Here is a 26,084-nt window from a genome sequence, read left to right on the forward strand (position 1 = left end):
CCGGCGAAGGGTCATGCGGCGACCGGCTGTTCCTCGGCCAGTAGTCGCCTGATGTCCCGGACGGCCGCGCGGCCCGCCCGGTTCGCGCCGATGGTGCTGGCCGAGGGTCCGTAGCCGACGAGGTGGACGCGCGGATCGGCCACCGCCCGGGTGCCCTCGACCCGGATCCCGCCGCCCGGCTCACGCAGCCGCAGCGGACGCAGATGGTCCAGCGCGGCCCGGAACCCGGTCGCCCAGAGGATCACATCGGCGTCGACGTGCCGTCCGTCGGCCCACGCCACGCCGTCCGGGGTGATCCGGTCGAACATCGGCCGCCGGTCCAGCACCCCGTCCGCGAGCCCCTGTCGAACGGCCTCGTCGAGGGGCAGCCCGGTGACCGCGACCACACTGCGCGGCGGCAGACCCTGCCGCACCCGTTCCTCCACCAGCGCGACCGCGGTCCGGCCCGCCTCCTGGTCGAAAGGGCCCTCCCGGAAAACCGGAGGCCGCCGGGTGACCCATGTGGTCGCGGCCGCGTAGGGGGCCAGCTCCAGCAGATGCTGGGTGCCCGAGGCGCCTCCGCCGACGACCACGACCCGCTGCCCGGTGAACTCCTCGGGGCCGGCGTACTGCGCGGTGTGCAACTGCCGTCCGCCGAAGGTCTCCTGACCCGGATAGTGCGGCCAGAACGGCCGGTCCCAGGTGCCGGTCGCATTGATCAGCGCGCGAGTCGACCAGGTGCCGTCCGAGGTCTCCACCAGAAGCCGTCCGCCGTCCCCCTCGCGCACGGCCCGCACGTCGACGGGCCGACGCACGCGCAGGCCGAAGGTGCGCTCGTACCGGTCGAAGTACGCACCGATCACCTCCGCGGAGGGCCGCGCGGGATCGGCGTCCGTCAGCTCCATGCCGGGCAGGGCGTGCATCCCGTGCACCTTGCCGTAGGTCAGCGAGGGCCACCGGAACTGCCAGGCGCCCCCCGGCGCGGGCGAGTGGTCGAGGACGACGAAGTCGCGGTCCGGCTCGAAGCCGTTGCGCCGCAGGTGGTAGGCGCCGGACAGCCCGGCCTGACCAGCGCCGATGACGACGACCTCGACCTCACGCGATTCGTTCACGCTTCTACCAACCGGAGGGCGGGCGCGGATCTTCCCGGGGCCGGGGAGGAAGCCCCGTACGCCGCGAAGACGTCGGATGATGAACAGCGGTCCCGGCCGGCCTGGGCGATCCGGCCCGGCGGCGTGAGCCCACCGGCCGTCAGCACGCCGGTGCCGCTGGCCGGACGTATCCAGATGACCGCTCCATGGTCGACGGCGTCTCGCCTCGCTGCGGAACGCCCGTCTCGGCGGACGCCCGCGCCACGGAGTGTGAAACCCGGCGTATGGGTCAGGATGGGGGCATGTCAGATGCCTTCACCACCCGAATGCTGAACGTCTCCACCGGCTCCCGGGAACGCGTCGTCGACCTCACCGGCGACTGCGAGGACTTCCTGCGGGAGGCGGCATCCGGCCGCGACGGACTGCTCAATCTCTTCGTCCCGCACGCCACCGCCGGTATCGCCATCATCGAGACCGGCGCCGGCAGCGACGACGACCTGCTCGCCGCCCTGCACACCCTGCTCCCCGCCGACGACCGCTGGCAGCACCGGCACGGCAGCCCCGGCCACGGCCGCGACCACGTCCTCCCGGCCTTCGTCCCGCCCCACGCGACGCTCCCGGTCATCGCCGGCCGCCTGGAACTGGGCACGTGGCAGTCGGTGTGCCTGGTCGACACCAATAAAGACAATGCCAACCGTCAAGTGCGGTTGAGCTTCCTGGGCTGATCGAGCCGATCAAGATCGTCCTGGGTGTGGCCGCCAAATCTCCTTACGCTCCGGCGAAACGGGAGAAAGATGCGCGGTACCACCATGGACGAGATCGAGCGGCCGTACGACGGCTGCGGAAAGTGCCTGCTCGGAGTACGTCGGCTGTCGCGGGTCAAGGCCGCCACGACCTCGCCCGAGCGTCAGCGGGAGGACGTGCTGACGGCTGCCGCTGCCATCGGCGGGCACATCATCGACTGGGCGGACGACTGGGAGGTGTCCGGCGCCACCGACCCGATGACCCGTCCCAAGCTCGGTCCGTGGCTCCGCGACGAGCGGGGCAAGTACGACGGGCTCGTTGCCGCGGCCGTCGACCGGCTCGGCCGCAACGTGGTCGACTGCCTCAACACCGGCTACAAGATGCGCGACGAGGGCAAGCTCCTCGTCTCCTACGGACACGAGGGCGTCTGGAACCTCGACGACCCGAACGACGAGAACCGCTTCACTATGGAGGCCTGGGGCGCGCAGATGGAGCTGCGCGCCATCCAGCGGCGCAACCGCGACGCCACGAAGAAGATACGCGCGGCGGGCCGCCCGAAAGGCAAGCCGTCGTACGGCTTCCAGTACGTCCGCACCGTGCCGAACGGCCGGGTCGACCGCGTCGAGCTCCACCCGCATGCGGCCGAGGTCCTGCGGACCGTCGCGCGCCGTATTCTCGCCGACCCCGAGAACGTGTCGGTGAGCAGTGAGGCCGCTCGCCTCAACCGTCTTGGCGAGCTGTCGCCGACCGACCACCTCGCCGTCATGTACGGCAAGCCGGCCGGTGGGCGCCCCTGGTACCCCACGAGCCTGCGCAACATGCTGCTGTCCGAGGCGGCCATGGGCTACCTCGTCCACCAGGGCAAGCCCGTCATCGATCGGACGGGAAACCCGGTGCGCCTGAGCGAGGGGTTGTGGAACCACACCACGCACACCGCCTTGAAGGAGGTGCTCCGTGCCAGGGACACCCCGTATCGGGGCCGCAAGACCAACCGGTCGTACCTCCTGACGGAAGTGGCCCTGTGCGGCCAGTGCCAGAACCGGCTCTTCACTCAGACCTCCGCCGATGCCCCACCTCGCTACGCCTGCACCGCCCGGAACAAGGGCTGGAAAGGCGCGCAGCATTGCCGCCCGGCTCCCAACATGCGCGTCGCAAATCTCGACGCACTGGTCGAGGGGTGGTTCCTGGAGAAGCTCGGGCATGGTGCGATCGTCGAGACGGTCTACGACTCCGGAAACGGCGTCGCCGACCGCATCGCCGAGGTCAAAGCCAGCCAGCAGCGTCTGCGCGCCGACCGCGAGGCCGGCCTCTACGACCAGCCCGACGACGCCGAGTGGTACCGCGAGCGCTACATCGAGCTCTCCCGGGAGCTGAAGGAACTGGAGAGCGAGCCCCAGCGACCGCCCGGCATGGTGCAGCGCCCTACTGGCGAAACGGTGGAGGACCGATGGATGAAGGCCCCGGACGTCCAGGCCCGCAAGGAGATTCTGCTGGACTTCGGGGTCAGGGTGACGGTGTTCTCGGCATCGGCCCCCGTGCGCCGGGTACCGGGACTCCTGCACGGTCCTGAGCAGGACCCCCTGAGCCTGAGCGACAGTTTCCGGACTGCAGGCGCCTGAGGGCCTCAGACGGATCGCGCGGCACTGTCAAGTCCGGGTATCGGGCGCATCCTGGCGTTCCTCCATCGAGCGAACGCCAGGAGTCCAGATGCCGAACCCGGAAACCGAACTGATCGCGGGCGAGTTGCACGTTGCCTACCAACACGGCCGGTCGACCGACGAGCCCACATGGGCGATTCTGGCCAACGACGAGGCGAAGGCTGCGGACCTGGCCGCCCGGCTCGGAGGAAGGATGAGGGAAGCGCAGGGGCAGGCCGGAGCCACCGAGGTGATCCTGGGCCGGAGCGCCGTCGAAGCGACACTCGCCGGTCCGACTGCACTTGTTTGCAACTCGGTCCGACGGCAGGCGCCCGCTACCGTCCAAATGGATCAGGCGCGTTCCGCGGCTTTGACTCGGTCGGAGGCTGGCAAGGCCAATGGGCGCACAAGGACTTGCGACCAGATGGTCAAGGCACGGGCCGGCACCGGCCCGCGCCCTGAAGTGTCGCTGCTGCTCAGCATCGCAGGAGCGGAAGACCTTGGTGTATTCCGACTGACCTTAGAATCCTGGGACTTTTCCGAGGCAGTGCGAGCGCTGTCGGCTGAGGTAGTTCCTCCCGTTGGTCGGGTGCGCGTCGTGGTGCGTATTTATACGAGTCGCATGACGACTCGGTCTGGAATGGCGGTGGCGTTCGTCCAGCCTCAGCTTGTCGCTCTCGAGTCATTCTCGGAGAACGTTCATTGGTCCCTGGCGGCGTGACGCGGTCCGGGCCCGTTCCCCTGGGAATGGGGCCCGCGGCCTGTCGCGCCGGAGGCGTTGCCGGAACAACCCATGGCGGTTACGCCGGTGGCACGACCCCGCCCACGGCCCGGTTGATGCGATCACGGATTGCTTCAGTGGGAACGAACGAGAGTGCCTCCGCGAGCGAATCGAGTACGGAGGCGAACCGGCCCTCCTGCTGGCGCAGGTGGGCGTCAAGGAAGGAAGCCACAGCACCCGTGGCGCCGCAGCGGGCCCGCCGCGCGTACAGCACGGTGAGGGAGAAGGCCCAGCAAGCGTGGAGGAATCCGTAGATGGGGCGCGGGGTCCCTCGCCAGGGGGAGAAGAAGGTGACGTCGGCGGGGAGGCTGACGTCGTGCGCGGTCAGGGCATCGTTGAGCCAGTTGTGGGCGGCCTCGTGGATGAGGTCGCGGGCCAGGACCTCGGGGTGCGCGGTGTAGTCGGTGAAGACCGTGCCCGGGAGGCGGGTGAGGGCCCAGCTGTGGAGGGTCTCGTCGAGTCGGCGGCGGTTGAGCAGGCAGACGACGGGGGCGTGCTGGGTGAGCAGGGTGCCGAAGCCGTGCTCGGCCGCGGAGGCGAGGGCGGCACGAACGAGGCCATGGGTCTCGGGTGAGGCAGGGGCGGTGTCGGGGCCGACGAGGTAGTACGCGGTTTCGGAGATCTCCGAGTGGAGCAGGTCCGCCGGGCGCGGGTTGAGCACGATGTGCGGTCCGGCCGACAGCTGAGTCAGGTCTTGCACAGTCGCATTGCGGAACCAGTTGAGGCGGTCCGCGTCCCGGGCACGTGCGGCGTGTTCGGCGCCTTCGAGCAGGTGGTGGGCGACGGCGTAGTCGAGAGCGGACGAGCCGAGGCGGTTGCCGAGTACGGAGGCGATATGGCTGGTCCGTTGGCGCTGGTGGCCGGCGATGCCACAGAGGGCGACCAGGGCTTCCGGGGAGAGAGCGCTCATCTGGGGCTCCGGGAGTGGAACGGGGCCGGACCGGGACGGCCCGGCCCCGTGGTGGGTCAGGACTCGGTGGTGGGCTCAGCGGCGTCAGGCTGCACCCTGGTGGCCAGCCAGGTCTCGGTGGCCGCGTTGGAGGTGTGCGCGGTGGTGCGCACGGGGTCGCTGTCACGCAGGGACGCGACTGCCTCCAGGAACTCGTCGAACGTCTTGTCGTCTGCCACTGCTCGCTCTCTCTCCTCGGGTCGGGGCGGTGGGTCGGGGCGAAGGGCTGGTGCGGGCGGGCCGCGGGGGCCGGTCACGGATGCATGGCTCCTTACTCGGAGACGAAGAGCGTCAGGAACTTGCGAACGCGACCGGCGCGGACCGGTTCGGTGCCGTGGACGAGCTGGCTGCCGAAGACCACGAGAGTGCCGGGAGCGGGTGTGACGCTCCACCGCGTGCGCGGCATGCTGCCAAACCAGGGAGAAGACATGTCCGTCCCGTCGTGTGCGAAGCGCATCCCCGGGGCGTAACCCGACCCGGTCGGCGCCTCGTCGGTGGTCCAGGCGGCGTCGCTACCCGTGGTCTCCACGTAGAACGCCCCGCCTGTGTCCTGGAAGTCCGTGAGCGTGACCGTCGCGGCGGCGATCTGCCGAGGACGGGTGAGGGGATCGGGGGCGATGCCGTCCGCATGCGGGGTGATGTACTGGCCGGCGCCGTACTCGAGGTAGATCCACGGCCGGTGGCCGGTGACCGAAGGCAGGGTGCGCGTGATGGCGGCCATGTGGAGCTTGAGGGCCTGGTCGAGGACGGTGGTCGCCTCGTACGGGATGTCGGTCATCTCGATCCGGCCGGCCGGCTCGTAGACGTCCTGCGCCTCGGCGGGGGAGTAACCGGGGATCTCGTGGATGGTGGTGCGGCGGCTGGTGCCGTACCGGTCGCGTCCAAGGGGGCCGAGTGCGTCGTCCATGACGTCGTTGAGGCGCTCGATCTCGTTCGGATTGAGGAAGCTCTCCACGGTACGGATGGACAACGTCTCGGCGATGTGGATCACTGTCTGCCTCCATCGCTGGGGTTGGCTTCGGTCGCGCAGGCGCAGAGGGTGGACGGCGGGGCAGAGGCGGCCTCGGCCAGGGCCTCCGTGAGTACGCGCGCGGCCTGGGCGAGGTGCTCGAAGTACTCGGCAGGCGTGGTGCCAGCAGCGGGTACGAGATGGAGGTCGAGCGTCGGATACACCCGGCCCGTGATGCGGCACGTGAGCTCGCTGCGACCGAGAACCAACGAACACGCCCCGGGCAGGGAGGAATCGGCTCGGCTGGCGGCATGGCACAGGCGTGCCGCTGTACGCGCGTACTCGGCGCGGTCGCGCGGTAGGATGCCGACCGAGAGGAAGCGGGGCTCGGCTCCAGGGAGGTCATCGTACGCGTGGCCCTGGCAGCTGTCGTAGGTGACGGCGTTCCATCCCGCGGTGAGCGCGTCGACGACCGGACGGACGCCGGGCTCGATGCCCTCGTACCACTGGGGATGGTGGGGGTCGAGATCGTCTGCCTCGTGCACGCCGGGGAGGCCGACCGTGTTGATGTTGCCTTGGGCGCTGACCTGGAGGCGTGCGGGTGGGCGCGGTGCGGCGGGGGCATCCCAGCGGGCCAGGAACGCCGCGACGTGGTGCATGTCGTTGGGGCGGACGGGACGCCAGCGCAGCCGGGAACAGAAAGCAGCGGGCGGGAGGTCCGGCTGGGCGAGCAGGGCGGCGACGCCGTCGATCAGGCGCATGCGGTGGTCGCAGTAGGCGTCTTCGTCGCCTGCGGCGGCGAAGCGGAGGCGGACCGCCGGGCAGCCTGCGCCGCAGGTGTCGCGGTAGTCGCAGGTCGTGCACCTCGTGACCAGGGAGCGTGCCTGCTGAAGCAGGAGAGAGCCGCCCTGGGCGCCGACCACGTCCGCCTCAGCGTGTACGCCGCCGAGCGCGGCCAGGCCGGCCTGAGGCCAGGGCAGTTCGTCGCAACTTCCCAGACGGTCATCGGGATAGAGGGTGAGGACGTGGTCGCACTTCAAGTCGGAGAAGTGACAGGAACGGGTTTGTAGACCCCTCAGACGGCGGATGACGGAGACGACGGGCTCCAGCTTGACGCGGCGGAACAGGCCGCTGGCGACCCAGTGGTGGGCGGCCTCCAGTACGAAGTCGGCGTACTGACGCGGCGTGACGGCCCAGGCCGGGCCGGTGGGGCCTATGGCCCGTCGCTGGAGTGCCCGGCTGGTCGGCGTACGGGATCCGGCCACCGTGGTCGACCGGGTGACCGCCGCGTCGAAGCACGGCACCAGGCTGACCGTCGTCACGGCGGGAAAGGAGGCGAGGTGCTCCGTGACCTCGGAGGCCCGGCCGAGGACATACGGGGTGACGGCGCAGATGACGCCGACGCGGCGTTCCCGCCGGCCGAGGAGTTCCAGGGCTTCGACCACTCGGGGGTACGTGGGGCGGCCGTCGTAGCCGACGCGCCACGAGTTCCCGAGTGCGTCCCCGTCGAGGGAGAGGCCGATCTCCAGGTCCGGGTAGTGCCGCTCGAACAGGTCCAGCCAGGCGTCGTCGAGCTGGAGGCCGTTGGTCTGGAGGCTCACGCGGATGACGTTCGGCTGTGCGGCGAGCACGTCAAGGATCTCCGCGATCCGTTCCCGGCTGGCGGTCAGGGGCTCCCCGCCGTGGAGTTCGACGCTGAGCGGACGCTCGGAGAAGATCGCACCGAGGCGGTGGACCTGTGCCGCGCTGATGCGGGCGCCGCCCGGTGACTCCTTGCGCTTCTCGAAGCAGTACAGGCAGTCGATGTCGCAGGTCTCCCCCCGGAGCTTGAGGATGACGGAGACGGCCGTGTCCGGCCCGGTGCTCGAAAGCGGGGCGTAGAGACTCTCCAGGTCGATGTTGGCGGTGCGGGTGACGGGCATCAGAGGACTCCCGAGGAGGATAGGCGTGGTCTACGCGCCATCGGTGGAGACCGTGGACAGCCACCCGAGGAGCTGTCCGCCGGTGACGGGGACGTGGACGTCGCCGCGGCGAAGGAACCATCCGTCGGCGTATCGCTGGGGCAGCCAGCCAGCGTCAGGGGCACCCAGGGTGGGAGGCGTCCGCAGCGGGTCGTTGACGGGCCAGCAGTCCAGGAGCGCTCTGGTCACGCGGCGTTGAACCGGACGGAACCACTCCCACGTCTCCGCGTGGGCCGGGTCGATCGGCGGACGGGACGGAGCGCTGGCAAGAAGCGGCAGCCACTTGTCGCCCAGGACCGGATGCCCGGCCGCCGCGCACTCGAGCGCGGTGAGGCAGGTCTCCAGCTTCCGGCAGACGACGCCGACGGGTTCGGCCAGGCCGTCCGCGACGAGGCCGGTCAGGTCCTCGGCGAGGCTCGCCGCGACCTCGGCCTGGTCGGCGACCGCCCAGCGGCGGTAGCCCTGGCGCTCCCCGGGATCGAGCACCGGATCCCAGCGTCCGGAGCCGTACGAGAGAGCGGTGCGCAGACACATGAGGTCGTGCATCGAGGCACGTACCCGGCGGAACGATCCGAGGTCGTCGCGGCGGACGTCGAAGGAGCGGAGCAGGTGACGGAGTTCCTCCGCCCGCTGCGGCGCCTCCGCCTGGAGGTCGACACGGACGCCGTCCACGATGCGTGACTCCCACGCCGGAAGGGCGCCGTCCACGATGCCACGCAGGTCGATGTCGCTCGCCGCGTGGGCGAAGCCGCAGGCGAGGGCACCCTCCAGCCAGACCTCACGAGCCTCGCCCGACGCCAGCAGCGCCTGGGCGACTCTGTCGGCGATCTCCCGGCGCAGTCGTGCCGATGGGGTCACCGGTGGCCTCCCTCGATCAGGATCTTGTCGTCAGCGGTGATCTCCCTGAGGAGATCTGTGGCCCATATGTCGAGCGCGCCGCGCACGTCGGACCGCTGGGCGCCGATGTGGGGCGAGGCCAAGAGGTTGAGCGGCACCGTGGAGCCGGTGAGGAGCGGCAGGTGCTCCCGCTCGACCGGGTCGAGTGCGAGGCCCGAGAGTCCGCCGTCCGCCAAGGCCCGCAGACAGGCGGCGATATCGAGAGTCTCCAGCCGCCCGGCGCAGATCAGTAGGGGCTGCTGCGGAGCGACGCGTGCCAGGAATTCCTCGCCGATGAACTGCCGGGTCGTGGCACGCAGTGGCAGGGCGACCACGTGCACCTGCGACTGCTCCATGAGCGCCGCCTGCGACACCTCCCGCAGGCCGGGGGGATTCGACGGCCATGCGGCGTAGGCCGTGCGTGCTACATGTGGGGCGAGGGCCCGGCCGGCGGCCAGCCCCACCGGACCCGCGCCCCAGACGCCCGCGGCCAGGGTGCCGAGTGAGACACCCATGCACGCCTCTTTCTCGTGGCGGCCGAGCATGAGCGCGTGCTGCCCCAGGGGGATCCGTCGGGCCAGGGCGAGAGCAGCGGCGAGGACCCACTCGCCCACGGCGGCCGCCCCGGCCTCGGCGTTGCGGTGCAGCGTGATCCCACGGCGTGGGAGGGCGCTCACGTCGATGTGGTCGATGCCGGAGCCGGTCCGTATGACTTGCCGCAGACAAGGCAGTGCGCCGAGCTCTCGCTCGCCGAGTCGGACACCGGAACGCAGGACGACCACGGCCGTGTCGGCTGGCAGAGGCAGGCTCAGGTCCAGCAAATCGTGCACGGGGACGCCGGGCAGCGCGCGGCGGATCGCACCCGCATCCGCCGCTCCACGCACCACGAGGACTGCGCTCATCCGAGGGACCCCGGCTTCTCGTACCGGCCGAAGGCCAGATCACCCTCGCCGACGACGACGGTCACCGGCGACGGCTCGCCGAAGTACGCGTCGCAGGCGCGCTTCACCCCCGGGAGCCCGTCCCAGGCCCGTGGATTGACCGCCGTGTCCGCGTAGTCGTCGACGAGCAACACACCCGTCGGCACCAGGCGGGTGACGCAGTGCGTGAGTCCCCTGAGGGTCGAGTCGTAGAAGTCGCCGTCCAGGTAGGCGAACGCGATCTCGTCGGGCAGCTCCTTGGGAAGGGTCTCGTCGAACCACCCCGGATGGATGGCCGGCGCCGGCCTGCCCCAGGCCGCGTGCGTGGCTCGCACGTGGTCCGGGGACGACCGGAGCTCGCCCGCCGCCAGATGGTCCGAGTCCTCGGTGCCGGGCGCGGGCATGCCCTGGAAGGCGTCGTAGACGTGGATCTCGCGGTCGTGATCGCCCAACGAGTCGAGCACGCTACGGATCCAGAGGGCCATCGCACCTCTGTAGCAGCCGAGTTCCACCACGGCTCCCGGCAGACCGCGGGCGGTCAGGTCGGCGAGCTCGCTGGCGATCACGCTGAGTCGGTCGGCACAGACCGTCCCGGAGTGCTCCCGCAGCAGCCACTCCCGCAGATCCTTCAACGTCGGATCCATGAAGGTCACCACCTGTCCACGAAGTGGTCGGCGAGTTCCCCGCTCAACGCCGCCGACAGCGGGCGGTTGATCCGGGGCAGCAGGTACACGTCGCCCAGACGTTCCAGCGGAACCCACTCGAAGCCCACCTGGATGGGGTCCGGCGGTTCCGGCATTCGCGGCTCGGCGTCGTCCACCTGCTCGGCAAGGAAGTTGAACTGAACCTTCTGTACGTCCCCGAACTCGCCCTGCCACGACTCGGGGACGTACTCGACGACGCACAGCAGACGCCGGGCCACGACCTGCAGGCCGGTCTCCTGCGCGACCTTGCGGTTCACGGCCTGGCGCAGGTTCTCGCCGACCTGGGCCTTGCCGCCCGGGAGGTTGTAGTGGAACCCGGCCTCGTCGTCGTACGAGAGCAGCAGGATGGCGCCGTCGCGCACGATCGCCGCCTTCACGGAGACACTGATCCGAGGCAGTTCGGGCGTCAGAGGCACGACAGCGCCTCCGGTTCGCCGACGCGCATCAGGTCGCCGACCTCTGCGAGGGACCCCGCGACTGTGGAGCGGAAGCTCCCGCCGCGCTGGAACTGACGGGCGGCGGTGCGCATACCTGCGAGGGCGGCACGGCTGAGTTGGTTCGCGTAGATGCAGAGGCGGAAGCCGGCCTCGCCGAGTTCGGCGGCGCTCAGGTCGGGGAACGCCGTGGGCACGCTGACCAGCGGCACGCCGTGGTTCCACGCACGTCCGATGGCCCGCGCCTGATCACCGGTCGCGTCCTTGGAGTGGATGAGTACCGCGTCCGCTCCGGCCTCGGCGTACGCCTCGGCGCGGGCGATCGCCGTGGTCATGTCCTCGCCGGCGATCAGGGCCTCGGTGCGGGCCACGACCACGAGGCCGTCACCGGCGGTCTTCCGTATGCGCCCCACCTGCTCGCACAGCAGGTCCCGGTCGGCGAGGCTCTGGGCACGGTGGGCCGCGAAGCTGTTGCACTTGGGGTATGCGCTGTCCTCGACACACACTGCCGCGGCTCCGGCGCGCATCAGGTCGTACGCGAACCGCTCCGCCGTGCGCCCCGAGCCGCCCGCGTTGTCGATGTCCACGATGACAGGCAGTTCGGTGACGCGGCCGAGCGAGGCGACCACGTCGGACAGGTCCCGGGGGCCCAGGACGTTGGCGTCCGGTAGCCCGGAGGCCGCGGACACTTCCAGACCGCTCACCCACAGGGCGTCGAAGCCCGCCTCCGCCGCGACGTGCGCGGCGAGCGCGTTCACCGCACCGATCGCCAGGAAAGGGTGCTTCGGCTCGCTGTCGTCGAGGGCCTCGCGCAGACGCCTCGCCTTCGTGCCGTCAGTCACGGGTCTCTCCTCCTTCCGTGTGGGCGGCGATGGGCGGTACCAGCTGTCGATCGCGCAGTACGTCCCAGGCGGCGAGCAGCACCTCGGACCGGGGGCGGCGGGCGTCCAGGCGGACCACGTCGCCGAGGAGCGGGAACTGGTCGGGCTTCGTGACCACGGCCTCATAGGTCTCCCGAACCCGGCTCTGGACGTCGTGCACGTCCCAGTCGCCTCGGACGGCGTCTCCCTGTCGGGCCTGCGCCCGGCTCATCGAGGCGTCGGTCTCCAGATCCAGGACGAGCGTGAGATCGGGGGCCACGGCGAGATGCGCGGCCAGGGTCTTGTACGTCTCCGACGCCCTCATGCCGTGCTTGACGGCGAAGAAGGCCAGCTCGCTGAGCAGCCAGCGATCCGCGATCACGGGCCGGACCGGTCGCTGAGGGAGCACAAGGCGATCCAGCGTGGCCCGCTTGTCCGACGCGATCGCGGACAGGTAGGCGTCGCGGTTCCCGGCGTTCGGCTGGTACTTGCCGGTGACGATGGCGGCGGCCTGGTCGGCGGCGAGGAAGTTGGTGGTGAGCACGCACAGCGGGGTGACGCCGTAGAGCCCCTCCCAGAGCCGGAACAGGCCCTTGCGCAGCGTCGTCTTGCCGGTGCCGTCAAGCCCCTCAATGACGATGAACGGATAGCGGTGGTTCATTCGACCTGCCCCGCCCCTGTGCCGCCGGCGTACTTGGTGAAACGGCCCCGCCAGCGGGCCGTGGTGGACACCAGGTCCACCAGCCGCAGCTCCGCCAACTCGTCGATGAGGCGGGGCAGCTCGGGCTCGGCGCAGATGCCAGCCTCGATGGCCCGGCAGTACGTGGTGCGGAGGGCCGGGTCGTCGGCGGAGCCGCGCAGCGCCGTCTCCAGCACCCGCGTGGCCATGCCGTGGGCCACAACGCTCACGGCGGTGCCCAGGGCCTGCTCATGGACCGGGTTCGGGTGCGGCTCCAGCGTGATGTGGTGCACCCCGCGGTGACGGATGACTGCGAAGAAGCCCACCCACCACGCGGCGGCGCCGCTGACGGCGATCACAGCGTCGGACCAGGACGCCCCGGACTGCTCGGCGAGGAGATTCTGGGCAACGGTGTCGGCGGCGCGGTGAAGTGTCCAGCGCTGGTTCCGCGGCTCCGCTCCGTGCCGCTGGGGCAGCTCCCACCAGAAGCCGAGCCCGGCGTCCCCCAGCAGCGCCATCGCGGACTCGTCGCTTGCCGGCAGCGGCGACGGGCGTCGGGCCAGCACGGAGACATCGGCGCCCGGCACGTCCGGCAGCGCCTTCTCCTCGGCGACAGCAGCCCGCCATTCGTCGAGATGGAGATGGAGCCGCTGGGTCAGCAGCCCGTCCGCCAGCGTCTGCCAGGCATGGGCGAGCGGCGGCGAACCAGGGGGCCGGGGTGGCAGGGTCAAGGAGGTCACAGGTCGGATCCTCACGTCCGGGGAGTCGCGGCACGCGGCTCCGGTCGGCGGTGCTCCACCACGATGGCCGCCACGAAGGCCCACGCCCATGAGTGTTTATGAGCCCCATCAGCGGAACGTGCCCGGGTGATCACAGAGCGAGGGAGAATGCCGACCATGGTCGACAGCGGACAGCGGCGGTGTACGCGCTGCGGTGCCCTTCTCAGCCGCTTCAATGCCGGTACACGATGCGCCTCGTGCCAGGGCGGGCCGGCCGCCCGACGGGCCGACCCGGCCTTCTGGCGTGATCCGACGGTCCGGCGAGCCGTGGCTGCATGGGAACTCGGCACCGTCGTCAAGCTGTTCAGGAAGCACACGGGCCTCTCCCAGGCCGGCGTGGCGCGGATGGTCAGCATCGACCAGGCCGAGGTCAGCAGACTGGAACGAGGGCTCAAACAGATCCGCGACCGACGGCAGTTCGTCCAGTGGACCGATGCGCTCGGAGTCCCGGAGGAGCTGCTCGGGCTCCTGCCCACGGCCGATCCGCACACCCCGGACTCCACGGGCCGACCGGGAGCGGCGGGTACCGGAGCCCGTGGGTACGCGACGCTGCCCGAAGGGCCGGGCCAGCTTCTGTTACCCGCCGGCCGGTCCGTCCCGACGACGGCGCTTCCTGTGTTGTCCCTTCCCGCGGCCTCCTTCCTCGGGGACAGCCTGAGGCTCGACTCCCGCCCGGAGCTGGATGCCTGGCGCGCCATGCCGATGCGCGCGCCCGTCGTCGCGAACCGCACGGTGGACGGGGCGGTCCGGCAGTTCGTCACCGACGCCCGGTCGAGCGGCGTACGCGCTACCGCCTCCACCCCGGTTGACATCCCCGCCGCGTACGAACTGGACGATCTGACCTACGGCATCCTCTGGGCCGTGTCTGGCTTCGAGGCGGCACTTCTCGGCGACGACCAAGCCCTGCACACATCGCTGGCGTCGCTCACCGTTTCCCCAGGCTCACCAGCCGCCTCCGACCATGACCTGACCGAAGTCTCCCGGATGCTGATCGGCTCGGAGACCGCCGCCCGGTACATCCTGGGCCACCGTGACCACCTGGGCGACGCGCCCCTCTTTTGGACCAGGGAACAGCGCGGTGAAGAGGCTGCCACGTGGCTGTTCTTCCGGCACAAATACCGCTACCTCGAACGAATGGCACCCCGGAGTCCGGGCGGTACCAGCGGCCGGGGGTTCTGCGTCCCCGCGACTGCTGTCGCCTCTTCGCCCGCGTACGAGCGCGTTCTGCTCTTCCTCGCCATCGCGCTCATGGAGTCCTTCGGCATCTGCACCTGGGTGACCGACGACGGAGGCTTCGCTCACACCGACGGCTTCGTGCTCTCCCACGGGCGCCGGGCCGTTATCGCCTCATGGGTACGGACCGAGGGGGCGTCTCGCCTCGCGGTCACCGCGCGGCCGGGAGCCCTGCGGACGTTCGCCGATGTGACGGGCCACGTCAGCCAGCACTCGGCCACGGCGGCCGGGCAGGCAGGGCAGCGTCTGGCGGCAACGGCGGAGTACCTCGGCCTCGACGCCTCCTGGCTCGGCCGCCGGTGCGCACAGTTGTCGGCGGCCGGTACGGAGCGGCTTGCCCGACCGCGCAGCCGGTTGCTCGGCCTCGAAGGGCTGGAGGCCGCCTGCCGGTTCGTGGCCGAGCAGATGGTGATCATTCCGCGTACCCCGACGGCGCCGACCCGATAGCCTGCGTGAACCACTCGTGAGGCCGCGCCCGGCGGCGTCCGGACAGGGGAGCAGGGGAATGACGGAGTCGGTCAGGAACGTGGCGGTCTTCTCCCTCGGCGGCACGATCGCCATGACCACCGATCCCACCACCGGAGGCGTCGTACCGGCGCTTTCGGCCCACGAACTCCTCGCCGCGGTACCCGCGCTGGCCACGAGCGGCATCGGCCTCAAGGTGCGGGACTTCCGACGTCTGCCCGGCGCCTCCCTGACCTTCGAGGACCTCACCGCACTGTCGGCCGCGATCGCGGCAGAGCTGGGGACCGGAGACGTCAACGGCGTCGTCATCACCCAGGGCACCGACACCATCGAGGAGACCGCCTTCCTCCTCGACCTCTACCACCACCACGAGCAGCCGGTCGTCGTCACCGGCGCGATGCGCAACCCCACCCTGCCCGGCGCCGACGGCCCGGCCAACCTCCACGCCGCCGTCCTTGCCGCCGCCGACCCCGGGCTCAGCGGCGCTGGCTGCCTCGTCGTACTCGGCGACGAGATCCACTCGGCCCGGACCGTCCGCAAGTCCCACACCACCAGCCCCGCCGCCTTCACCTCACCGGCGTGCGGCCCGATCGCGCGGGTCGCGGAGAACCGGGTGCGGATGGTCGGCGGCCTGCCGTCCCGCGGACCGCTGGTCGGCGCCCCCGACCGTGAGGCGCGCGTCGGGCTCTACACCGTCACCCTCGGTGACGACGGCACCCTGCTCGACCTGTGGGACGGCAACTGCGACGGACTCGTGGTCGCTGCCTTCGGCGTCGGCCACGTCCCGGAGCGCCTGGTCGAAGGGCTCACCAAGCTCGCGTCCCGTATCCCCGTGGTCCTCGCCTCCCGCATCGGCAACGGCCCCGTCCTGTCCGACACGTACGGCTTCCCCGGCTCCGAGAAGGACCTCCTCGGCCGTGGGCTCATCGGCTCCGGAGACCTCGGCCCGTACCAGGCGCGGCTCCTCCTGCACGCTCTGCTCGCCCAGGGCGCCGACGGAGCGACGGTCCGCGAGACCTTCACCACCGCCTCCGCCCGCTGATCCCACCTCATCAGGAGACACCCGCACATGCGTGCTCACGAGCTGACCGTCGGCCGTACCTTCGGCGTCACCTTCGACCACGGGGAAGACTTCTTCGAAGCGCTGTCCACCTTCTGCCGGGACAACGGCGTACGGCAGGGCTACATCCCCTCGTTCATCGGAGCCTTCGCGGAGGCTGAGATCGTGGGTGCTTGCGAGAAGCTCGCGGACCCGGACGCACCGGTCTGGGCGAAGACGTACGTCACCAATGTCGAGGCGTTCGGCGCCGGCACCCTCGCCCATGACCTCGCCACCGGCGGAATACTCCCGCACATCCACGTCTCCGCCGGCCTGAAGGCCCAGTCGGCCGACGGCAGGACGAGCCACCTCCTCAGCGCCAAGGTCCAGTTCCTCAGCGAACTGCTGATCGTGGAGGTCGCGTCGCCCACGATGACCCGGCCCCAGAACCCCGACCTTTACGACGTCCCGCTGCTCACGTTCGGCTGACCGGCAGGAGCCGGCGAATCCAGGTGTGACCGGGCGCGATCACCTTGATTGCGCCCGCCAGCCAGGCGCGTGCCGGAGCGTCGAGCAGCGGCAGTACCGCTGCGAAGTCGGTCTCGTCCTTGTCGCGAGTCGCCTTGGCCTTGTAGAAGAGCTGCACCTCGGGCGCGAGATACGGGATGCCCGTCTTACTCCTGCGCCCGAGCCGGTCGATCGGGAGCCGGATCTCTGGGGTGCGCCGCGAGACCCATTGGGTGCCCTCGGCCTCGTCCAGCATGAGCTGCACCGACCAGGGCGCCTTGGGCGTGCGGCGGCACCAGATGTCGTGGAGCGGCGGCCGAAGGACCTCTCCAGGACGCCAAGGCCGAAGCTGTCCCTGGCCGGGCGGGTCCGCCACGTACAGGTCCCAGTTGGCCAGCAGTTCACGTACGAGGGCCTGGTCGCGCCGGAGGACGAGGACGTCGAGATCACCGTGTGCGCGCAGCTCGCGGCCGACCGCGAGTTCGATCGCGTAGCCTCCGGCGATCCACCATGGGAAGTCCGCCTTGGCGAAGACCGCGGCCACATCCTCGGGACGATCCGGCACCCAGCGTCCCAACACGTCAGCACTCACCCGCCCATACTCCCAGTGATCAGAGGGGTGGAGGCGAAGGCCGGCGGCGGGTCGGCGGTCTCGGTGTAGGGCCCTGTCGCCCGCTCGTACCCCCTGCGCTCATAAACGCCCATGAGCATCAGGGACACAGGCATCCATCGTTGTGTGCGTGACTCGCGGCCGGCCCCGTGGCTGGTGCTTGCGCCACGATCCTTCCGGGGCCGCGTGCCCGAAGCCAGGTGCTTCCTGCGGCCATATGCCTCTCAGCGGCGTACTGGCGCACTTCCGCGACCACGTCGCAGCCCCGGGAGAAGGTCATCGCTGTCACCCACAGGAGGTCCGTCGCCCGATGATCAGCGCGCCATCCGCCGCTCTCGGCCTCGTGTACCGCTGGACCAACCGCACTCCCAACCCGACGGGCGAAGCCCGCGCGGTACTGCGACGTGTCCTCAAGGACCTGGGGCTGTCCGGGGACGTCGTCAGTGACGGCGTCCTGGCCGTCTCGGAGCTCGTGGCGAACGCGCATGAGCACGCGTGCGGCCCGTACGAGGTGCACGTCCGCTCGGCCGCCGGGAGGTACATCTGCGAGATCCATGACGGGGACCCTCTGCTCCCCGCGGGCCTCTACCTCGGTGCCACGTCGTCGTCGGACGCCGAACCGGCCGAGGGGGCGAGCGGGTTGCTCGCCGAGCGTGGACGGGGCCTGCGCATCGTGAACGAACTGGCCCAGGGGCAGTGGGGGTTCCACGTCACGGAACATGGCGCCAAGGCCGCCTGGATCGTGCTGGCCCCGGCGTTGCCGGACCCGTCCGACGGGAGTGACGCTGACGGCACTCGGGCATCCCGTTCCAGCACGTCGACGAAACGCGGGTTCACCATGGCGACGCAGGAGGATCCCCCTTTCTCGTCATAGTGACGATTAATCCGGTATCCTGCTGCCGAAGCTGATGAGCTTTCGCCCGCCGGGTGAGTCATCGACAGAAGGAGGCATACATGGTTAGCGACGACGCGGCCGGCCCGGCCGCTATCCCGGCCGGGGGTCTTATCGAGCCCCCGATGGCCATGGCGCTGAATGTGCACTCGAGCCCGGGCGTGTACGCGCTGCTGCTGGGGGCCGGCATCTCGATCGCCTCGGGAGTGAAGACCGGCTGGGGGGTCGTGCAGGACATCGTCGGGAAGGTCGCCGCCGTCCGCGACCCTGACAACCCCGACGCCCAGGCCGAGGCCATTGCCGACCCCGAGAAGTGGTGGGAGGCCAACACCAACGAGCCCCTGGGCTACTCCGCCCTGCTGGCCGCCGCAGCACCGAAGCCCGCTTCCCGGCAGGCCATGCTCGCGGAGTACTTCGAACCCGAGGAAGGCCAGGGCGACAGCAAGGGCCCGAGCGCGGCGCACCGGGCCATCGCCCAGTTGGTCAAGCGCGGCAGCATCCGCGTCATCCTCACCACCAACTTCGACCGGCTCACCGAGCGGGCGCTGCAGGAGGTCGGGATCTCTCCCCAGGTGGTGAGCCGCCCGGATCAGATCAAGGGCATCAAGCCGCTCGTGCACAGCCAGGTCACCGTGATCAAGCTGCACGGCGACTACGCCGACCTGGAACAACGCAACACCGTCGACGAGCTGGAGACCTACCCCGACGAACTCCAGCAGCTGCTGGAGCGTGTCCTGGACGAGTACGGGCTGATCGTGTGCGGCTGGTCCGCGGACTGGGACAAAGCGCTCGTCCGCGCTGTCGAGGGCACCCGATCGCGCCGGTACCCGCTGTTCTGGTCGCAGTACGGCCGGTTCAGCGATGCCGCCCGGCGCCTCACCGCACGGCATGATGCGGTGGTGATCGACGGCAAGAGCGCGGACGAGCTGTTCACCGACCTCGTGCGCCGCATCGAAGCCCTCGACAATATGACCACCGCGCCCATCACCCGGGACGCGGCCGTGGCCCAGCTCAAGCGAGCCCTTGCCCGACCCCCTCCGTCGGATCGAGCTGTTCGACCTCGTCGACCAGGCCGCCACCCGGGTCCTCGATCGCAGCACACCCGATCAAAAGCCCATGAACGCCTCCTCCACCACCTGGGCCGACACCTTCGGCTCCAACGTTCGCGGCCACCGGGCGGACAGCGACACCCTTCTGCACCTGCTGGCCAACGGTGTCTTCCATGACGACGGCACGCACGACCACGTATGGCAGCGCGCCGTTGAACGTCTGGTCCGTCTGCGCGACACCATGCCGGGCACGTACAACTCGTATCTGGAGGAGTTGCGCCATCTCCCGGCGCTCCTGGCCACCTGGACGATTGGCATCGCCTCCGTCCTCAGCCGCCGCGAGGAGCTGCTGGCCACCGCCCTCTACCGCCCGGAGTGGACTGTCCCCCACTCCGGACACCCCCGCCGCGGACCGGCCTGGTACCTCAATCCAGTCCGGATCCTCAACACCGACGGCATGCACGACATGCACCCGGCCGAGGGCGGCAAGTTCCACTACCCCCAGAGCAACTGGATGAAGGACACACTGCGCGAGCCCTTCCGGCTCGTCGAGCCCAGCGACGTCGCCTACCGCGAGGCATGTGCCCGGTTCGAGTTCCTGGCCTCAATGATCGCCATGGACACCGACAAGCCTGCCTTTGCCAACCCCTGGGCAGGCGAGTTTCTCCTCGACTCCATCTGGGGGTACGAGGGGAACGGCCTCGCCGCCGTCATCGAGACGGAGCTCACCGACACCTGGCCGCTCCTGCGCGCCGGCGCCTTCGGTGGACAGCTCCCCCGCGCCCAGAAAGCCCTCACCTCGCTCACCGAGTGGAGGGGCCAGTACGGCAGAACGTGGTGATGCACAAACAAGTCGCTCCGACAGCTTGACAACACATCAGAATCCCGCGACGGCAGCGGTCAAGCCCGCCTCCGGCAGGAATCGACCACAGATGCTCCACGTGCCCGGTGCGGCGGAGCTCCTCCCCTCGCCCACGTGCACGGTCTATCGAACAGCCTGGTGGCCGAGGGTACGGGGGAGTCTTGAATCTTCAGCACAAGGCGGGGAACTACGTCAACGCTTCGTGGTCCATGGTGCGGCTGCGGGACCTGATCTACGACATGCTGGGTCTGCTGTTCACGGAGCTCAGCGCTCACGGGGGGATGGCGGGTGACGACAACGCCGGCCGTGCCTTCGCCGCCGTCTACAAGCCAGCCGTGAAGACCGTCTTCGAGGCGGCCGGCCTCGCTCACCAGGTGATGGCGAACGGAGCGGGTGCCATGCTCAAGGCCACCGAGGACTTCCTCAAGCAGGAGAGCGCGATCGCCGCGTCCCTGCTCGGCCTCCGCCTGGTGGCCGCCAGAGTGGTGGCCCCAGGCCCACACGCCCGCGCTGACGGCGAGGGCGCCGACCACGGCGATGAGCCCGAAGAGGTTGATCGAGCCCATCACCTGCTTGAGGACGGACAGGCCCGGCGGGCCGCCCTCGTTCGGCTTGATCCCGGGGTCGTAGGCGAGCTGCATGACCTGGTCGGCGAGATACATGGAGAACTCCAGTTCGATTACGCGCGCGCCGAATCCCGCTGGGGCGAAGCGGCGGTGCGAGAAAGGGGGAAGGGAGAAAAGCGCCGGTCAGGCGACTCGGCGGGCCGCGAGAATCCGCGGTTTCCAGGAGGCGAGGGTCGTGATGCGGACCACGTCGCCGGTGCGCGGGGCGTGCACGATCAGGCCCTGCCCGATGGCCATCCCGACGTGCTCGGGTACGGCGGCCGTCCCCTCGGTGAAGATCAGATCACCCGGCCGGAGGGTGTCGACCGACACCGCCTTGCCTTCCTTGACCTGCGTGTACGTCGTGCGCGTCAGGGTGACCCCGGCGGCCTTGTATGCCTGCTGCATCAGGGAGGAGCAGTCGCACCGGCCCATGGCGTCGTTGCCGTGGGAGTTCGTGCAGGTCCCGCCCCACTGGTACGGCGTGCCGAGCTGGCCGAGCGCCCACCGGATCGCCGTCTGGACCTCTTGCGGAGCGCTGGCGGGGATCTTGTACTCGGCCGGCAGCGCCCCGGGCGGGATGGTGCCGAAGTCGCTCCCATCCCCCTCGGCGCTGCAACCGCCCGCCATACCGGGCGCAGGGCTGCCGGTGCCGGCCGAGCCGGACGGCGAAGGGCCTGGTGACGCGCCACCGGCCTTCGGCAGCAGGGGCTCGATGGCCTTCTGCAGAGCGGTGGCCGGGGGCTCCCACTTGGCGTATGCCTCCGGGAAGCCCGACCGCTGCACCGCCTGGGCAGCCTGGGTGATCGACAGGGACTCCCAGCCCGAGACCTTCCGCAACCCCTCGTAGAACTTGGTCGAGGCGTACACCGGGTCGAGGATCTGGTTCGCCGTGCCCCAGCCCTGCGACGGCCGCTGCTGGAAGAGACCCAAGCTGTCGCGGTCACCGTAGGTCAGGTTCCGCAGGCCGCTCTCCTGCAGGGCGGTCGCCAGAGCCACGACCTGCCCGCGGGCCGGGATGTTCATCGCGACGCTGGTGGCCTGGATCGTCCTGGCGTGGGGCACCTGCTCGGCCGGGTCATCCAGGCCCGGCACGGAGACCGAGCCCTTGTCGCCGCCGTCCAGGATGGCCTTCACCTGGGTGGCGACGGCGGCGGTATCCACATCCTGTGTCCCGCCGGTCGAGCAGGAGGCCGAGGCGGTCCCTGCCCCAATGGCGAGAATCGGAACGGCCATCAGCAGCGGAGCGGTTGCGCAGAGACCGACGACGGCGCCGGTGGTCGTCTTCATCGCCGCCGCCGTTCACCGAGGCGGCGTTGCCGGCCGGGTGACGGCGTCGGGTCGGGGCGCGGAGGTATCAGGGCATGCTGCATCGCAGCGGCTCCTCGGTGTCCGTGGGAGGCGCGATGCCGACTTCTCGTGCAAAGCCGTCGGCACCGCGCCGATGTGCATCCCCGCTCGGGCGGGCCCGGGTCAGAGGAGTTGGTAGCTCCCGGACGCCGGTCTCAGGTCACGCGCGGCAGCCAGCCGCGCTCGTAATCTCAGGCAGTACACCGAGGCTCCTGACGGTGTGCGGGAAGGAAGAGGGCAACGTGCCTTCGATACCGCTCGGCTGGACGAGACAGCGCGGAAAAGCACAGGTCAGCGGGGGTGGAGCGAGACTCCTGCCCGGTGACACGGCGAGACAGTAGACCGGGATTCCGGCCGCACCAAACGACTCCAGGACCCCGGCCCGCAGCACGGCCCGCCTCGTTGGGTACGGCCGCAGATCGCCGCTAACCTCCAGCACAACCCCGCCCCGGAAGAACGCGGTTGAGCGCTGTCTGGAGCGGGCCCAGCCCTGCCCTGCCCATGAGAGAGGCCCATTCCCATGAGCTACACGCTGCACCGAGGCGACGCCCTGACCGTGCTGAAGTCCCTTCCGGATGGGAGCGTCAACGCCGTGATCACCGACCCGCCGTACAACTCCGGCGGCCGTACGAGTTCGGAGCGCACCGGACGGACCGCGCGCGCCAAGTACGTCACCAGCAACAGCGCCCACGACCTCGCCAACTTCCCCGGCGAGAACCGCGACCAGCGCTCCTACCGCTCCTGGCTGACCGAACTGCTCACCGAGGCGTACCGGGCCTCGACCGAGCACGCGGTGGCCATGGTCTTCTCTGACTGGCGCCAGGAACCGACAACGTCCGACGCCCTGCAGATGGCCGGGTGGACCTGGAGCGGCACCATCCCGTGGATCAAGCCCGCCAGCCGGCCCCGCAAGGGCGGGCCGAAGCAGGACTCCGAGTTCATCGTCTGGGGCGTCAAGGGATCCCTCGACAACACCCGCGACCTCTACCTGCCCGGCCACTACATCGCCTCCCAGCCCCGCAAGGACCGGGTCCACATCACCCAGAAGCCCGTCGAGATCATGCAGCAGCTCGTGCAGGTCTGCCCCGAGAGCGGCACCGTCCTCGACCCGTTCACCGGCAGCGGCTCCACGGGCGTCGCGGCCCTTCGCGAGGGACGTCGCTTCGTGGGCGTCGAGCTGTCCTTGCACTACGCCGATGTGGCCGAGCAGCGGCTCTGCGCCGAGCTGACCAAGGACGACTTCGACCTGGCCGGACCGGAGGCGTGATCACGAGAGCGGGGAGAGCCCGGGGCTGGCGGGCCGCAGACGCCAAAGGGCGGGTGGCGCATCGAATGACCGATGCGCCAGCCGCCCTTCTCGTTGCGTCAAGCTGCCTCGAACGCCCGCCGGATCAGCGGCGCCGCCTTCTCCAGGTCCGCCGCCGAGGCGAGACGTACCTCCAGGTCCCCGGTCCCCAGGTGTCCGATGCCGCGCATGTCCCGGGTGAAGCTCTCCTCCAGCGCGACCGTGTCGGGGTCGAGTCTGAGATAGACCAGGATCGCCTCGTGCTTCGGGCGGAAGATCACCGACGCGATATTCACCAGCCGCCGGTAGGCGATGTAGTGCCGCAGCGGCGCCACCTCGACCTCGCCCCACGCCGTGAGCGCCTCGTCCAGCTCCGCGTACAGGTCCCGCAAGGACTCCGGCACGAGGCCAGCACCCGTCAGCGCAGGAGTCGCCGGTGCCGCCGGCGCGCTGCCGCCCACCGCGTCCCGCTCCCGGCTCCGCCGAGACGAAGCGGCGCTCGCTGAGCCGGGCGAGGAGTCGACGAGCAGCAGGCTCAGCAGGCCGCCCTCGAAGACCCGGTAGCGCGGGAGAAGCCGGCCGCGATGCAGACCATCCGCGGACGCCGCCAGTCGATCGACTCGGCGGCCGCCGCGCCCAGCACCTTCCGGACCAGCGCCTCGAATTCGTGCTGCGCCGAACGCAGCCAGGACAGATACGAGACGGCCTGCGACAGCACCCCGCTGTCGGAGCCCTTCTTGAACTCGATCACCACCGGGCTGCCGTTCTCATCCAGCCCCAGCGTGTCGATCCGCCCCCGATGCCACGGACCGGTCGCATACTCCGACGCCACGAACCGGATACCGAGCTCGACGAGGACGGCATCATCAAGGTGCGCAACCAGATCATGGACGGACGAGGGCGTGTCGACGAGTACTCCGTCGCCCGGGGGAGCGTATCGACGGCTTCGGGCTTGACCGGTTCGGTGCAGTCGTCCGCCGCATCTGTGGAACGGTCAGCGGCATCCCGTTGACCTCACTGCCCTCTGGTAGCTCCAAGCACGTTCGAGTCGAGTGTTCCGAGTCGACCATCAAGCTGCCGCTGGCCACCACCCCGGAGGAATTCCTCAACGACCTGCGCGCGATAGAGGAGGTCTGCTTCCAGGGGTGAGCATCAGGTTGGACGGCTTGATGTCGCGGTGAACGACGTCGTGACGGTGAACGGTGTCAAGGACGGAGGCGATCTGGGCGCCGACAGCCGCGGCCCAGGAAACGGGGACCGTCTCGCTTTCGTAGTCGGTCTCGTCGATGAACGTCTGCGTCGTCAAGGTCCTTGACTTCGGCGTCGCCGCCCTGCGCGGAGTCGGCACCCTGTCCCGCCTCACCCAGGTCGGCATGACCGTAGGCACCCCGCCCTACATGTCCCCCGAACAGAGCCTGGCCAACGCCGTCGGACCCGCCGCAGACGTCTACGCCCTCGCCTGCGTGCTCCATGAACTGTTCACCGGCAAGCCGCCGTTCACCCCCGACGACAGTCGCTCCCACATGTGGCACCACGTCCACACCCCGCCCCCACCCATTCGCACCCTGCGCCCAGACGTGCCGGCCGAGATCGAGAAGCTCCTTTTGGCGATGCGCACCAAGGAAGCCGAGCAGCGTATGGATGCGATGGCGGTCTACGACACCCTCCTGCCCTTCGTTCATGTCTCCACCGGCACCGCCGCCACGACCGACGAGGGCATCCTCGACCCCCGTCTGCCGTTCCTGCGTCCCTTCGGCGGCCGGGCGCCCAGCCCCAGTGTCGCCTCCTCGTACACCCCCACGCTCGTCGTTCCCTCGCCGCTCGCGCCGCGGCCGGCCGCCGCACCGCAGGGGCCGGAGCCAGGCCCCGCCGCACTGACCGAGCAAGAGGCGGACGCGGTCTCCGACAGGGCAGCGCGGCTGGCTCAGGATGGCCAGTTCACCCAGGCGGCCGATGCACTCGCCGAGGCCATCGCGAGAGCCGCTGATCTGGAGCTCAAAGAAGGCATGCAGTTCAGCCTCGCCCAGGTGAAGTTCCTGGCCGGAAGCCACCGAGAGGCCCTCGCGCTCTTCGAGTCACTAGCCCACCACTACATCGACCGCTACGGCGATCACGACGAGCAAGCCCAGCTGTGCTGGTACTACGCCGGGCAGTGCCGGATGGAACTCGGCGAAGCGACCGCTGCCATCGAAGCTTTCGACCGAATCAGCGCGATCACGCCCGACGAAGGCGATGAGGACGCCGTTAGTCGTCACCTCGATGCTCTCGCACGGCTGATGAGTCTGTACGCCGCGACGGAAGGCCTCCACCAGGCGCTGGACATTGGAGTACGGCTCCGATCGGAAACCCCCCGCCTACGGGGAAGCGACTGGCCTGGACTGGCACAGATCGACAGCTATCTCCGCCGCCTTCGCCAGGGCCTGGGCTGAGGCTTGTCCCGTAAAGGATCTTCGAGCGGGTGCGGGCCGGGCTGGCCGGTGTTCCGTCCGCCTGTCCATCCCCTGCGGGTGAGGTTGTGCAGGCGAGCGATGCCGCTCATCGCGTGGTGGACACCGTCGCCCTTCAATCGGCAGTCGCGAAGGATCTTCCGAGCCTTCATCCGGGCAGAAGGCGTGCTCGAACGCGGGCACGGACCCGGCGGTGGGAGGCGTTGTGCTCTTCCTTCCAGGCTTTGCTCGCCACACCGGTCGTCAATTCGACACGGCATCGTTCACTGACTCTGATTAATTCCAGTTGCGCCGGATGCGCCGTCACGCCGCAGTTGTGGCAGGTCAGCGCCTGATTTGGCGTGTCGTGACTCCATCGGGGCAGCGGCAGCTCCTGGCATCATCCCGTCATCACAGA

27 protein-coding genes and 2 pseudogenes are annotated in these 26,084 nt (G+C 69.9%); 11 read left to right on the forward strand and 18 right to left on the reverse strand.

The window, feature by feature from the left end:
- Window positions 1-11: 11 nt before the first annotated feature.
- Window positions 12-1,091 carry an NAD(P)-binding domain-containing protein gene (locus tag IO33_RS0104170; protein ID WP_031160318.1) on the reverse strand — a complete coding sequence of 360 codons (1,080 nt, stop codon included), beginning with the start codon at window positions 1,089-1,091 and terminating at the stop codon, window positions 12-14.
- A gap of 281 nt (window positions 1,092-1,372) precedes the next feature.
- Here IO33_RS0104170 and IO33_RS0104175 point away from each other — a divergent pair, with 281 nt between their 5' ends.
- The 3 genes from IO33_RS0104175 to IO33_RS0104185 all read left to right on the forward strand — a co-directional run bounded on the left by IO33_RS0104175 (window position 1,373) and on the right by IO33_RS0104185 (window position 4,172).
- The gene (locus tag IO33_RS0104175; protein WP_031160320.1) at window positions 1,373-1,795 is read left to right on the forward strand and encodes a secondary thiamine-phosphate synthase enzyme YjbQ; all 423 of its coding nucleotides are present in this window, start codon (window positions 1,373-1,375) and stop codon (window positions 1,793-1,795) included.
- A gap of 69 nt (window positions 1,796-1,864) precedes the next feature.
- Entirely contained in the window at window positions 1,865-3,433 is a 1,569-nt protein-coding gene (locus IO33_RS0104180) for a recombinase family protein (protein WP_031160323.1), read from the forward strand.
- An 88-nt stretch (window positions 3,434-3,521) separates the two neighbouring features.
- Window positions 3,522-4,172: a hypothetical protein gene (locus IO33_RS0104185; RefSeq protein WP_031160325.1), complete on the forward strand. Its 651-nt coding sequence runs from the start codon at window positions 3,522-3,524 to the stop codon at window positions 4,170-4,172.
- A gap of 79 nt (window positions 4,173-4,251) precedes the next feature.
- On the opposite strand, the gene IO33_RS0104190 is transcribed toward IO33_RS0104185, so the two are convergent.
- The 11 genes from IO33_RS0104190 to IO33_RS51650 all read right to left on the reverse strand — a co-directional run bounded on the left by IO33_RS0104190 (window position 4,252) and on the right by IO33_RS51650 (window position 13,304).
- The gene (locus tag IO33_RS0104190; protein WP_051926381.1) at window positions 4,252-5,142 is read right to left on the reverse strand and encodes an aKG-HExxH-type peptide beta-hydroxylase; all 891 of its coding nucleotides are present in this window, start codon (window positions 5,140-5,142) and stop codon (window positions 4,252-4,254) included.
- 56 nt (window positions 5,143-5,198) lie between these two features.
- The gene (locus tag IO33_RS50260) at window positions 5,199-5,360 is read right to left on the reverse strand and encodes a hypothetical protein (protein WP_157857789.1); all 162 of its coding nucleotides are present in this window, start codon (window positions 5,358-5,360) and stop codon (window positions 5,199-5,201) included.
- Window positions 5,361-5,452: 92 nt separating this feature from the next.
- Entirely contained in the window at window positions 5,453-6,172 is a 720-nt protein-coding gene (locus tag IO33_RS0104200; RefSeq protein ID WP_031160330.1) for a 2OG-Fe(II) oxygenase, read from the reverse strand.
- Window positions 6,169-8,052 carry a radical SAM protein gene (locus IO33_RS0104205; protein WP_051926382.1) on the reverse strand — a complete coding sequence of 628 codons (1,884 nt, stop codon included), beginning with the start codon at window positions 8,050-8,052 and terminating at the stop codon, window positions 6,169-6,171. The genes IO33_RS0104200 and IO33_RS0104205 overlap by 4 nt, the downstream gene beginning before the upstream one ends.
- 30 nt (window positions 8,053-8,082) lie before the next feature.
- A complete protein-coding gene (locus tag IO33_RS0104210; protein WP_051926383.1) occupies window positions 8,083-8,949 on the reverse strand; it encodes a hypothetical protein in 867 nt (288 codons plus the stop codon).
- Window positions 8,946-9,869 carry an NAD(P)-dependent oxidoreductase gene (locus IO33_RS0104215; RefSeq protein ID WP_051926384.1) on the reverse strand — a complete coding sequence of 308 codons (924 nt, stop codon included), beginning with the start codon at window positions 9,867-9,869 and terminating at the stop codon, window positions 8,946-8,948. The genes IO33_RS0104210 and IO33_RS0104215 overlap by 4 nt, the downstream gene beginning before the upstream one ends.
- On the reverse strand, window positions 9,866-10,531 hold the full coding sequence (locus IO33_RS0104220) for a TylF/MycF/NovP-related O-methyltransferase (RefSeq protein WP_031160339.1): 666 nt from the start codon (window positions 10,529-10,531) through the stop codon (window positions 9,866-9,868). The genes IO33_RS0104215 and IO33_RS0104220 overlap by 4 nt, the downstream gene beginning before the upstream one ends.
- A 5-nt stretch (window positions 10,532-10,536) precedes the next feature.
- Entirely contained in the window at window positions 10,537-11,007 is a 471-nt protein-coding gene (locus tag IO33_RS0104225; RefSeq protein WP_031160341.1) for an NUDIX domain-containing protein, read from the reverse strand.
- The gene (locus IO33_RS0104230) at window positions 10,998-11,867 is read right to left on the reverse strand and encodes an isocitrate lyase/phosphoenolpyruvate mutase family protein (protein WP_031160343.1); all 870 of its coding nucleotides are present in this window, start codon (window positions 11,865-11,867) and stop codon (window positions 10,998-11,000) included. Before IO33_RS0104230 ends, IO33_RS0104225 begins: the two co-directional genes overlap by 10 nt.
- On the reverse strand, window positions 11,860-12,546 hold the full coding sequence (locus tag IO33_RS0104235) for a dTMP kinase (protein ID WP_031160345.1): 687 nt from the start codon (window positions 12,544-12,546) through the stop codon (window positions 11,860-11,862). Before IO33_RS0104235 ends, IO33_RS0104230 begins: the two co-directional genes overlap by 8 nt.
- Window positions 12,543-13,304 (reverse strand): hypothetical protein, encoded by a 762-nt coding sequence (locus tag IO33_RS51650; protein ID WP_209438802.1) that lies wholly within the window; start codon window positions 13,302-13,304, stop codon window positions 12,543-12,545. Before IO33_RS51650 ends, IO33_RS0104235 begins: the two co-directional genes overlap by 4 nt.
- Before the next feature lie 306 nt (window positions 13,305-13,610).
- Between IO33_RS51650 and IO33_RS45740 the strand changes: the two genes are divergently transcribed.
- Genes IO33_RS45740 through IO33_RS0104255 form a run of 3 tightly spaced genes read left to right on the forward strand, consistent with a single transcriptional unit; the run spans window position 13,611 to window position 16,569 of the window.
- On the forward strand, window positions 13,611-15,023 hold the full coding sequence (locus IO33_RS45740; protein WP_051926385.1) for a helix-turn-helix domain-containing protein: 1,413 nt from the start codon (window positions 13,611-13,613) through the stop codon (window positions 15,021-15,023).
- A 58-nt stretch (window positions 15,024-15,081) separates the two neighbouring features.
- Window positions 15,082-16,083, forward strand: a complete 1,002-nt coding sequence (locus IO33_RS0104250; protein ID WP_031160352.1) for an asparaginase — start codon at window positions 15,082-15,084, stop codon at window positions 16,081-16,083.
- Between the two features lie 27 nt (window positions 16,084-16,110).
- Window positions 16,111-16,569, forward strand: coding sequence for a PPC domain-containing DNA-binding protein (locus tag IO33_RS0104255; protein ID WP_031160355.1), 459 nt, complete (start codon window positions 16,111-16,113; stop codon window positions 16,567-16,569).
- On the opposite strand, the gene IO33_RS0104260 is transcribed toward IO33_RS0104255, so the two are convergent.
- Entirely contained in the window at window positions 16,556-17,179 is a 624-nt protein-coding gene (locus tag IO33_RS0104260; RefSeq protein ID WP_031160358.1) for a nucleotidyltransferase domain-containing protein, read from the reverse strand. The genes IO33_RS0104255 and IO33_RS0104260 overlap by 14 nt on opposite strands.
- 328 nt (window positions 17,180-17,507) lie before the next feature.
- Here IO33_RS0104260 and IO33_RS45745 point away from each other — a divergent pair, with 328 nt between their 5' ends.
- The 3 genes from IO33_RS45745 (at window position 17,508) to IO33_RS0104280 (ending at window position 19,979) form a co-directional block, all read left to right on the forward strand.
- Window positions 17,508-18,071 carry an ATP-binding protein gene (locus IO33_RS45745; RefSeq protein ID WP_051926386.1) on the forward strand — a complete coding sequence of 188 codons (564 nt, stop codon included), beginning with the start codon at window positions 17,508-17,510 and terminating at the stop codon, window positions 18,069-18,071.
- 80 nt (window positions 18,072-18,151) lie between these two features.
- Window positions 18,152-19,315: an SIR2 family protein gene (locus IO33_RS0104275; RefSeq protein ID WP_107069222.1), complete on the forward strand. Its 1,164-nt coding sequence runs from the start codon at window positions 18,152-18,154 to the stop codon at window positions 19,313-19,315.
- Window positions 19,206-19,979, forward strand: coding sequence for a hypothetical protein (locus tag IO33_RS0104280; protein ID WP_031160366.1), 774 nt, complete (start codon window positions 19,206-19,208; stop codon window positions 19,977-19,979). The genes IO33_RS0104275 and IO33_RS0104280 overlap by 110 nt, the downstream gene beginning before the upstream one ends.
- A gap of 464 nt (window positions 19,980-20,443) precedes the next feature.
- On the opposite strand, the pseudogene IO33_RS0104285 reads toward IO33_RS0104280, so the two are convergent.
- Window positions 20,444-20,662: pseudogene (locus IO33_RS0104285) on the reverse strand (DUF6112 family protein); the annotation flags it as partial.
- Window positions 20,663-20,749: 87 nt separating this feature from the next.
- Window positions 20,750-21,895, reverse strand: coding sequence for a C40 family peptidase (locus tag IO33_RS0104290; protein WP_031160370.1), 1,146 nt, complete (start codon window positions 21,893-21,895; stop codon window positions 20,750-20,752).
- Window positions 21,896-22,475: 580 nt separating this feature from the next.
- Between IO33_RS0104290 and IO33_RS0104295 the strand changes: the two genes are divergently transcribed.
- Entirely contained in the window at window positions 22,476-23,222 is a 747-nt protein-coding gene (locus tag IO33_RS0104295) for a DNA-methyltransferase (protein WP_031160372.1), read from the forward strand.
- 98 nt (window positions 23,223-23,320) lie between these two features.
- On the opposite strand, the gene IO33_RS52120 is transcribed toward IO33_RS0104295, so the two are convergent.
- On the reverse strand, window positions 23,321-23,644 hold the full coding sequence (locus IO33_RS52120) for a DUF5655 domain-containing protein (protein ID WP_245235679.1): 324 nt from the start codon (window positions 23,642-23,644) through the stop codon (window positions 23,321-23,323).
- Between the two features lie 131 nt (window positions 23,645-23,775).
- The gene (locus IO33_RS52125) at window positions 23,776-24,072 is read right to left on the reverse strand and encodes a PDDEXK family nuclease (RefSeq protein WP_245235680.1); all 297 of its coding nucleotides are present in this window, start codon (window positions 24,070-24,072) and stop codon (window positions 23,776-23,778) included.
- 454 nt (window positions 24,073-24,526) lie between these two features.
- Here IO33_RS52125 and IO33_RS0104305 point away from each other — a divergent pair, with 454 nt between their 5' ends.
- Window positions 24,527-25,669 (forward strand): serine/threonine-protein kinase, encoded by a 1,143-nt coding sequence (locus IO33_RS0104305; RefSeq protein ID WP_245235681.1) that lies wholly within the window; start codon window positions 24,527-24,529, stop codon window positions 25,667-25,669.
- Here the strand turns inward: IO33_RS0104305 and IO33_RS52130 are convergent.
- Window positions 25,636-25,907, reverse strand: a pseudogene (locus IO33_RS52130) (hypothetical protein); the annotation flags it as partial. The gene IO33_RS0104305 and the pseudogene IO33_RS52130 sit on opposite strands and share 34 nt — an antisense overlap.
- Between the last annotated feature and the right edge of the window lie 177 nt (window positions 25,908-26,084).

The organism is Streptomyces durhamensis (assembly GCF_000725475.1).
Classification (GTDB): domain Bacteria; phylum Actinomycetota; class Actinomycetes; order Streptomycetales; family Streptomycetaceae; genus Streptomyces; species Streptomyces filipinensis.

Bases quoted from the DNA above. Each gene is read 5' to 3' on its own strand.
- IO33_RS0104175 (WP_031160320.1), top strand. From the start codon at position 1,373: ATGTCAGATGCCTTCACCACCCGAATGCTGAACGTCTCCACCGGCTCC.
- IO33_RS0104180 (WP_031160323.1), top strand. From the start codon at position 1,865: ATGCGCGGTACCACCATGGACGAGATCGAGCGGCCGTACGACGGCTGC.
- IO33_RS0104185 (WP_031160325.1), top strand. From the start codon at position 3,522: ATGCCGAACCCGGAAACCGAACTGATCGCGGGCGAGTTGCACGTTGCC.
- IO33_RS0104190 (WP_051926381.1), bottom strand. From the start codon at position 5,142: ATGAGCGCTCTCTCCCCGGAAGCCCTGGTCGCCCTCTGTGGCATCGCC.
- IO33_RS0104205 (WP_051926382.1), bottom strand. From the start codon at position 8,052: ATGCCCGTCACCCGCACCGCCAACATCGACCTGGAGAGTCTCTACGCC.
- IO33_RS0104215 (WP_051926384.1), bottom strand. From the start codon at position 9,869: ATGAGCGCAGTCCTCGTGGTGCGTGGAGCGGCGGATGCGGGTGCGATC.
- IO33_RS0104220 (WP_031160339.1), bottom strand. From the start codon at position 10,531: ATGGATCCGACGTTGAAGGATCTGCGGGAGTGGCTGCTGCGGGAGCAC.
- IO33_RS0104235 (WP_031160345.1), bottom strand. From the start codon at position 12,546: ATGAACCACCGCTATCCGTTCATCGTCATTGAGGGGCTTGACGGCACC.
- IO33_RS0104250 (WP_031160352.1), top strand. From the start codon at position 15,082: ATGACGGAGTCGGTCAGGAACGTGGCGGTCTTCTCCCTCGGCGGCACG.
- IO33_RS0104255 (WP_031160355.1), top strand. From the start codon at position 16,111: ATGCGTGCTCACGAGCTGACCGTCGGCCGTACCTTCGGCGTCACCTTC.
- IO33_RS45745 (WP_051926386.1), top strand. From the start codon at position 17,508: ATGATCAGCGCGCCATCCGCCGCTCTCGGCCTCGTGTACCGCTGGACC.
- IO33_RS0104275 (WP_107069222.1), top strand. From the start codon at position 18,152: ATGGTTAGCGACGACGCGGCCGGCCCGGCCGCTATCCCGGCCGGGGGT.
- IO33_RS0104280 (WP_031160366.1), top strand. From the start codon at position 19,206: ATGAACGCCTCCTCCACCACCTGGGCCGACACCTTCGGCTCCAACGTT.
- IO33_RS0104290 (WP_031160370.1), bottom strand. From the start codon at position 21,895: ATGAAGACGACCACCGGCGCCGTCGTCGGTCTCTGCGCAACCGCTCCG.
- IO33_RS0104295 (WP_031160372.1), top strand. From the start codon at position 22,476: ATGAGCTACACGCTGCACCGAGGCGACGCCCTGACCGTGCTGAAGTCC.
- IO33_RS0104305 (WP_245235681.1), top strand. From the start codon at position 24,527: ATGAACGTCTGCGTCGTCAAGGTCCTTGACTTCGGCGTCGCCGCCCTG.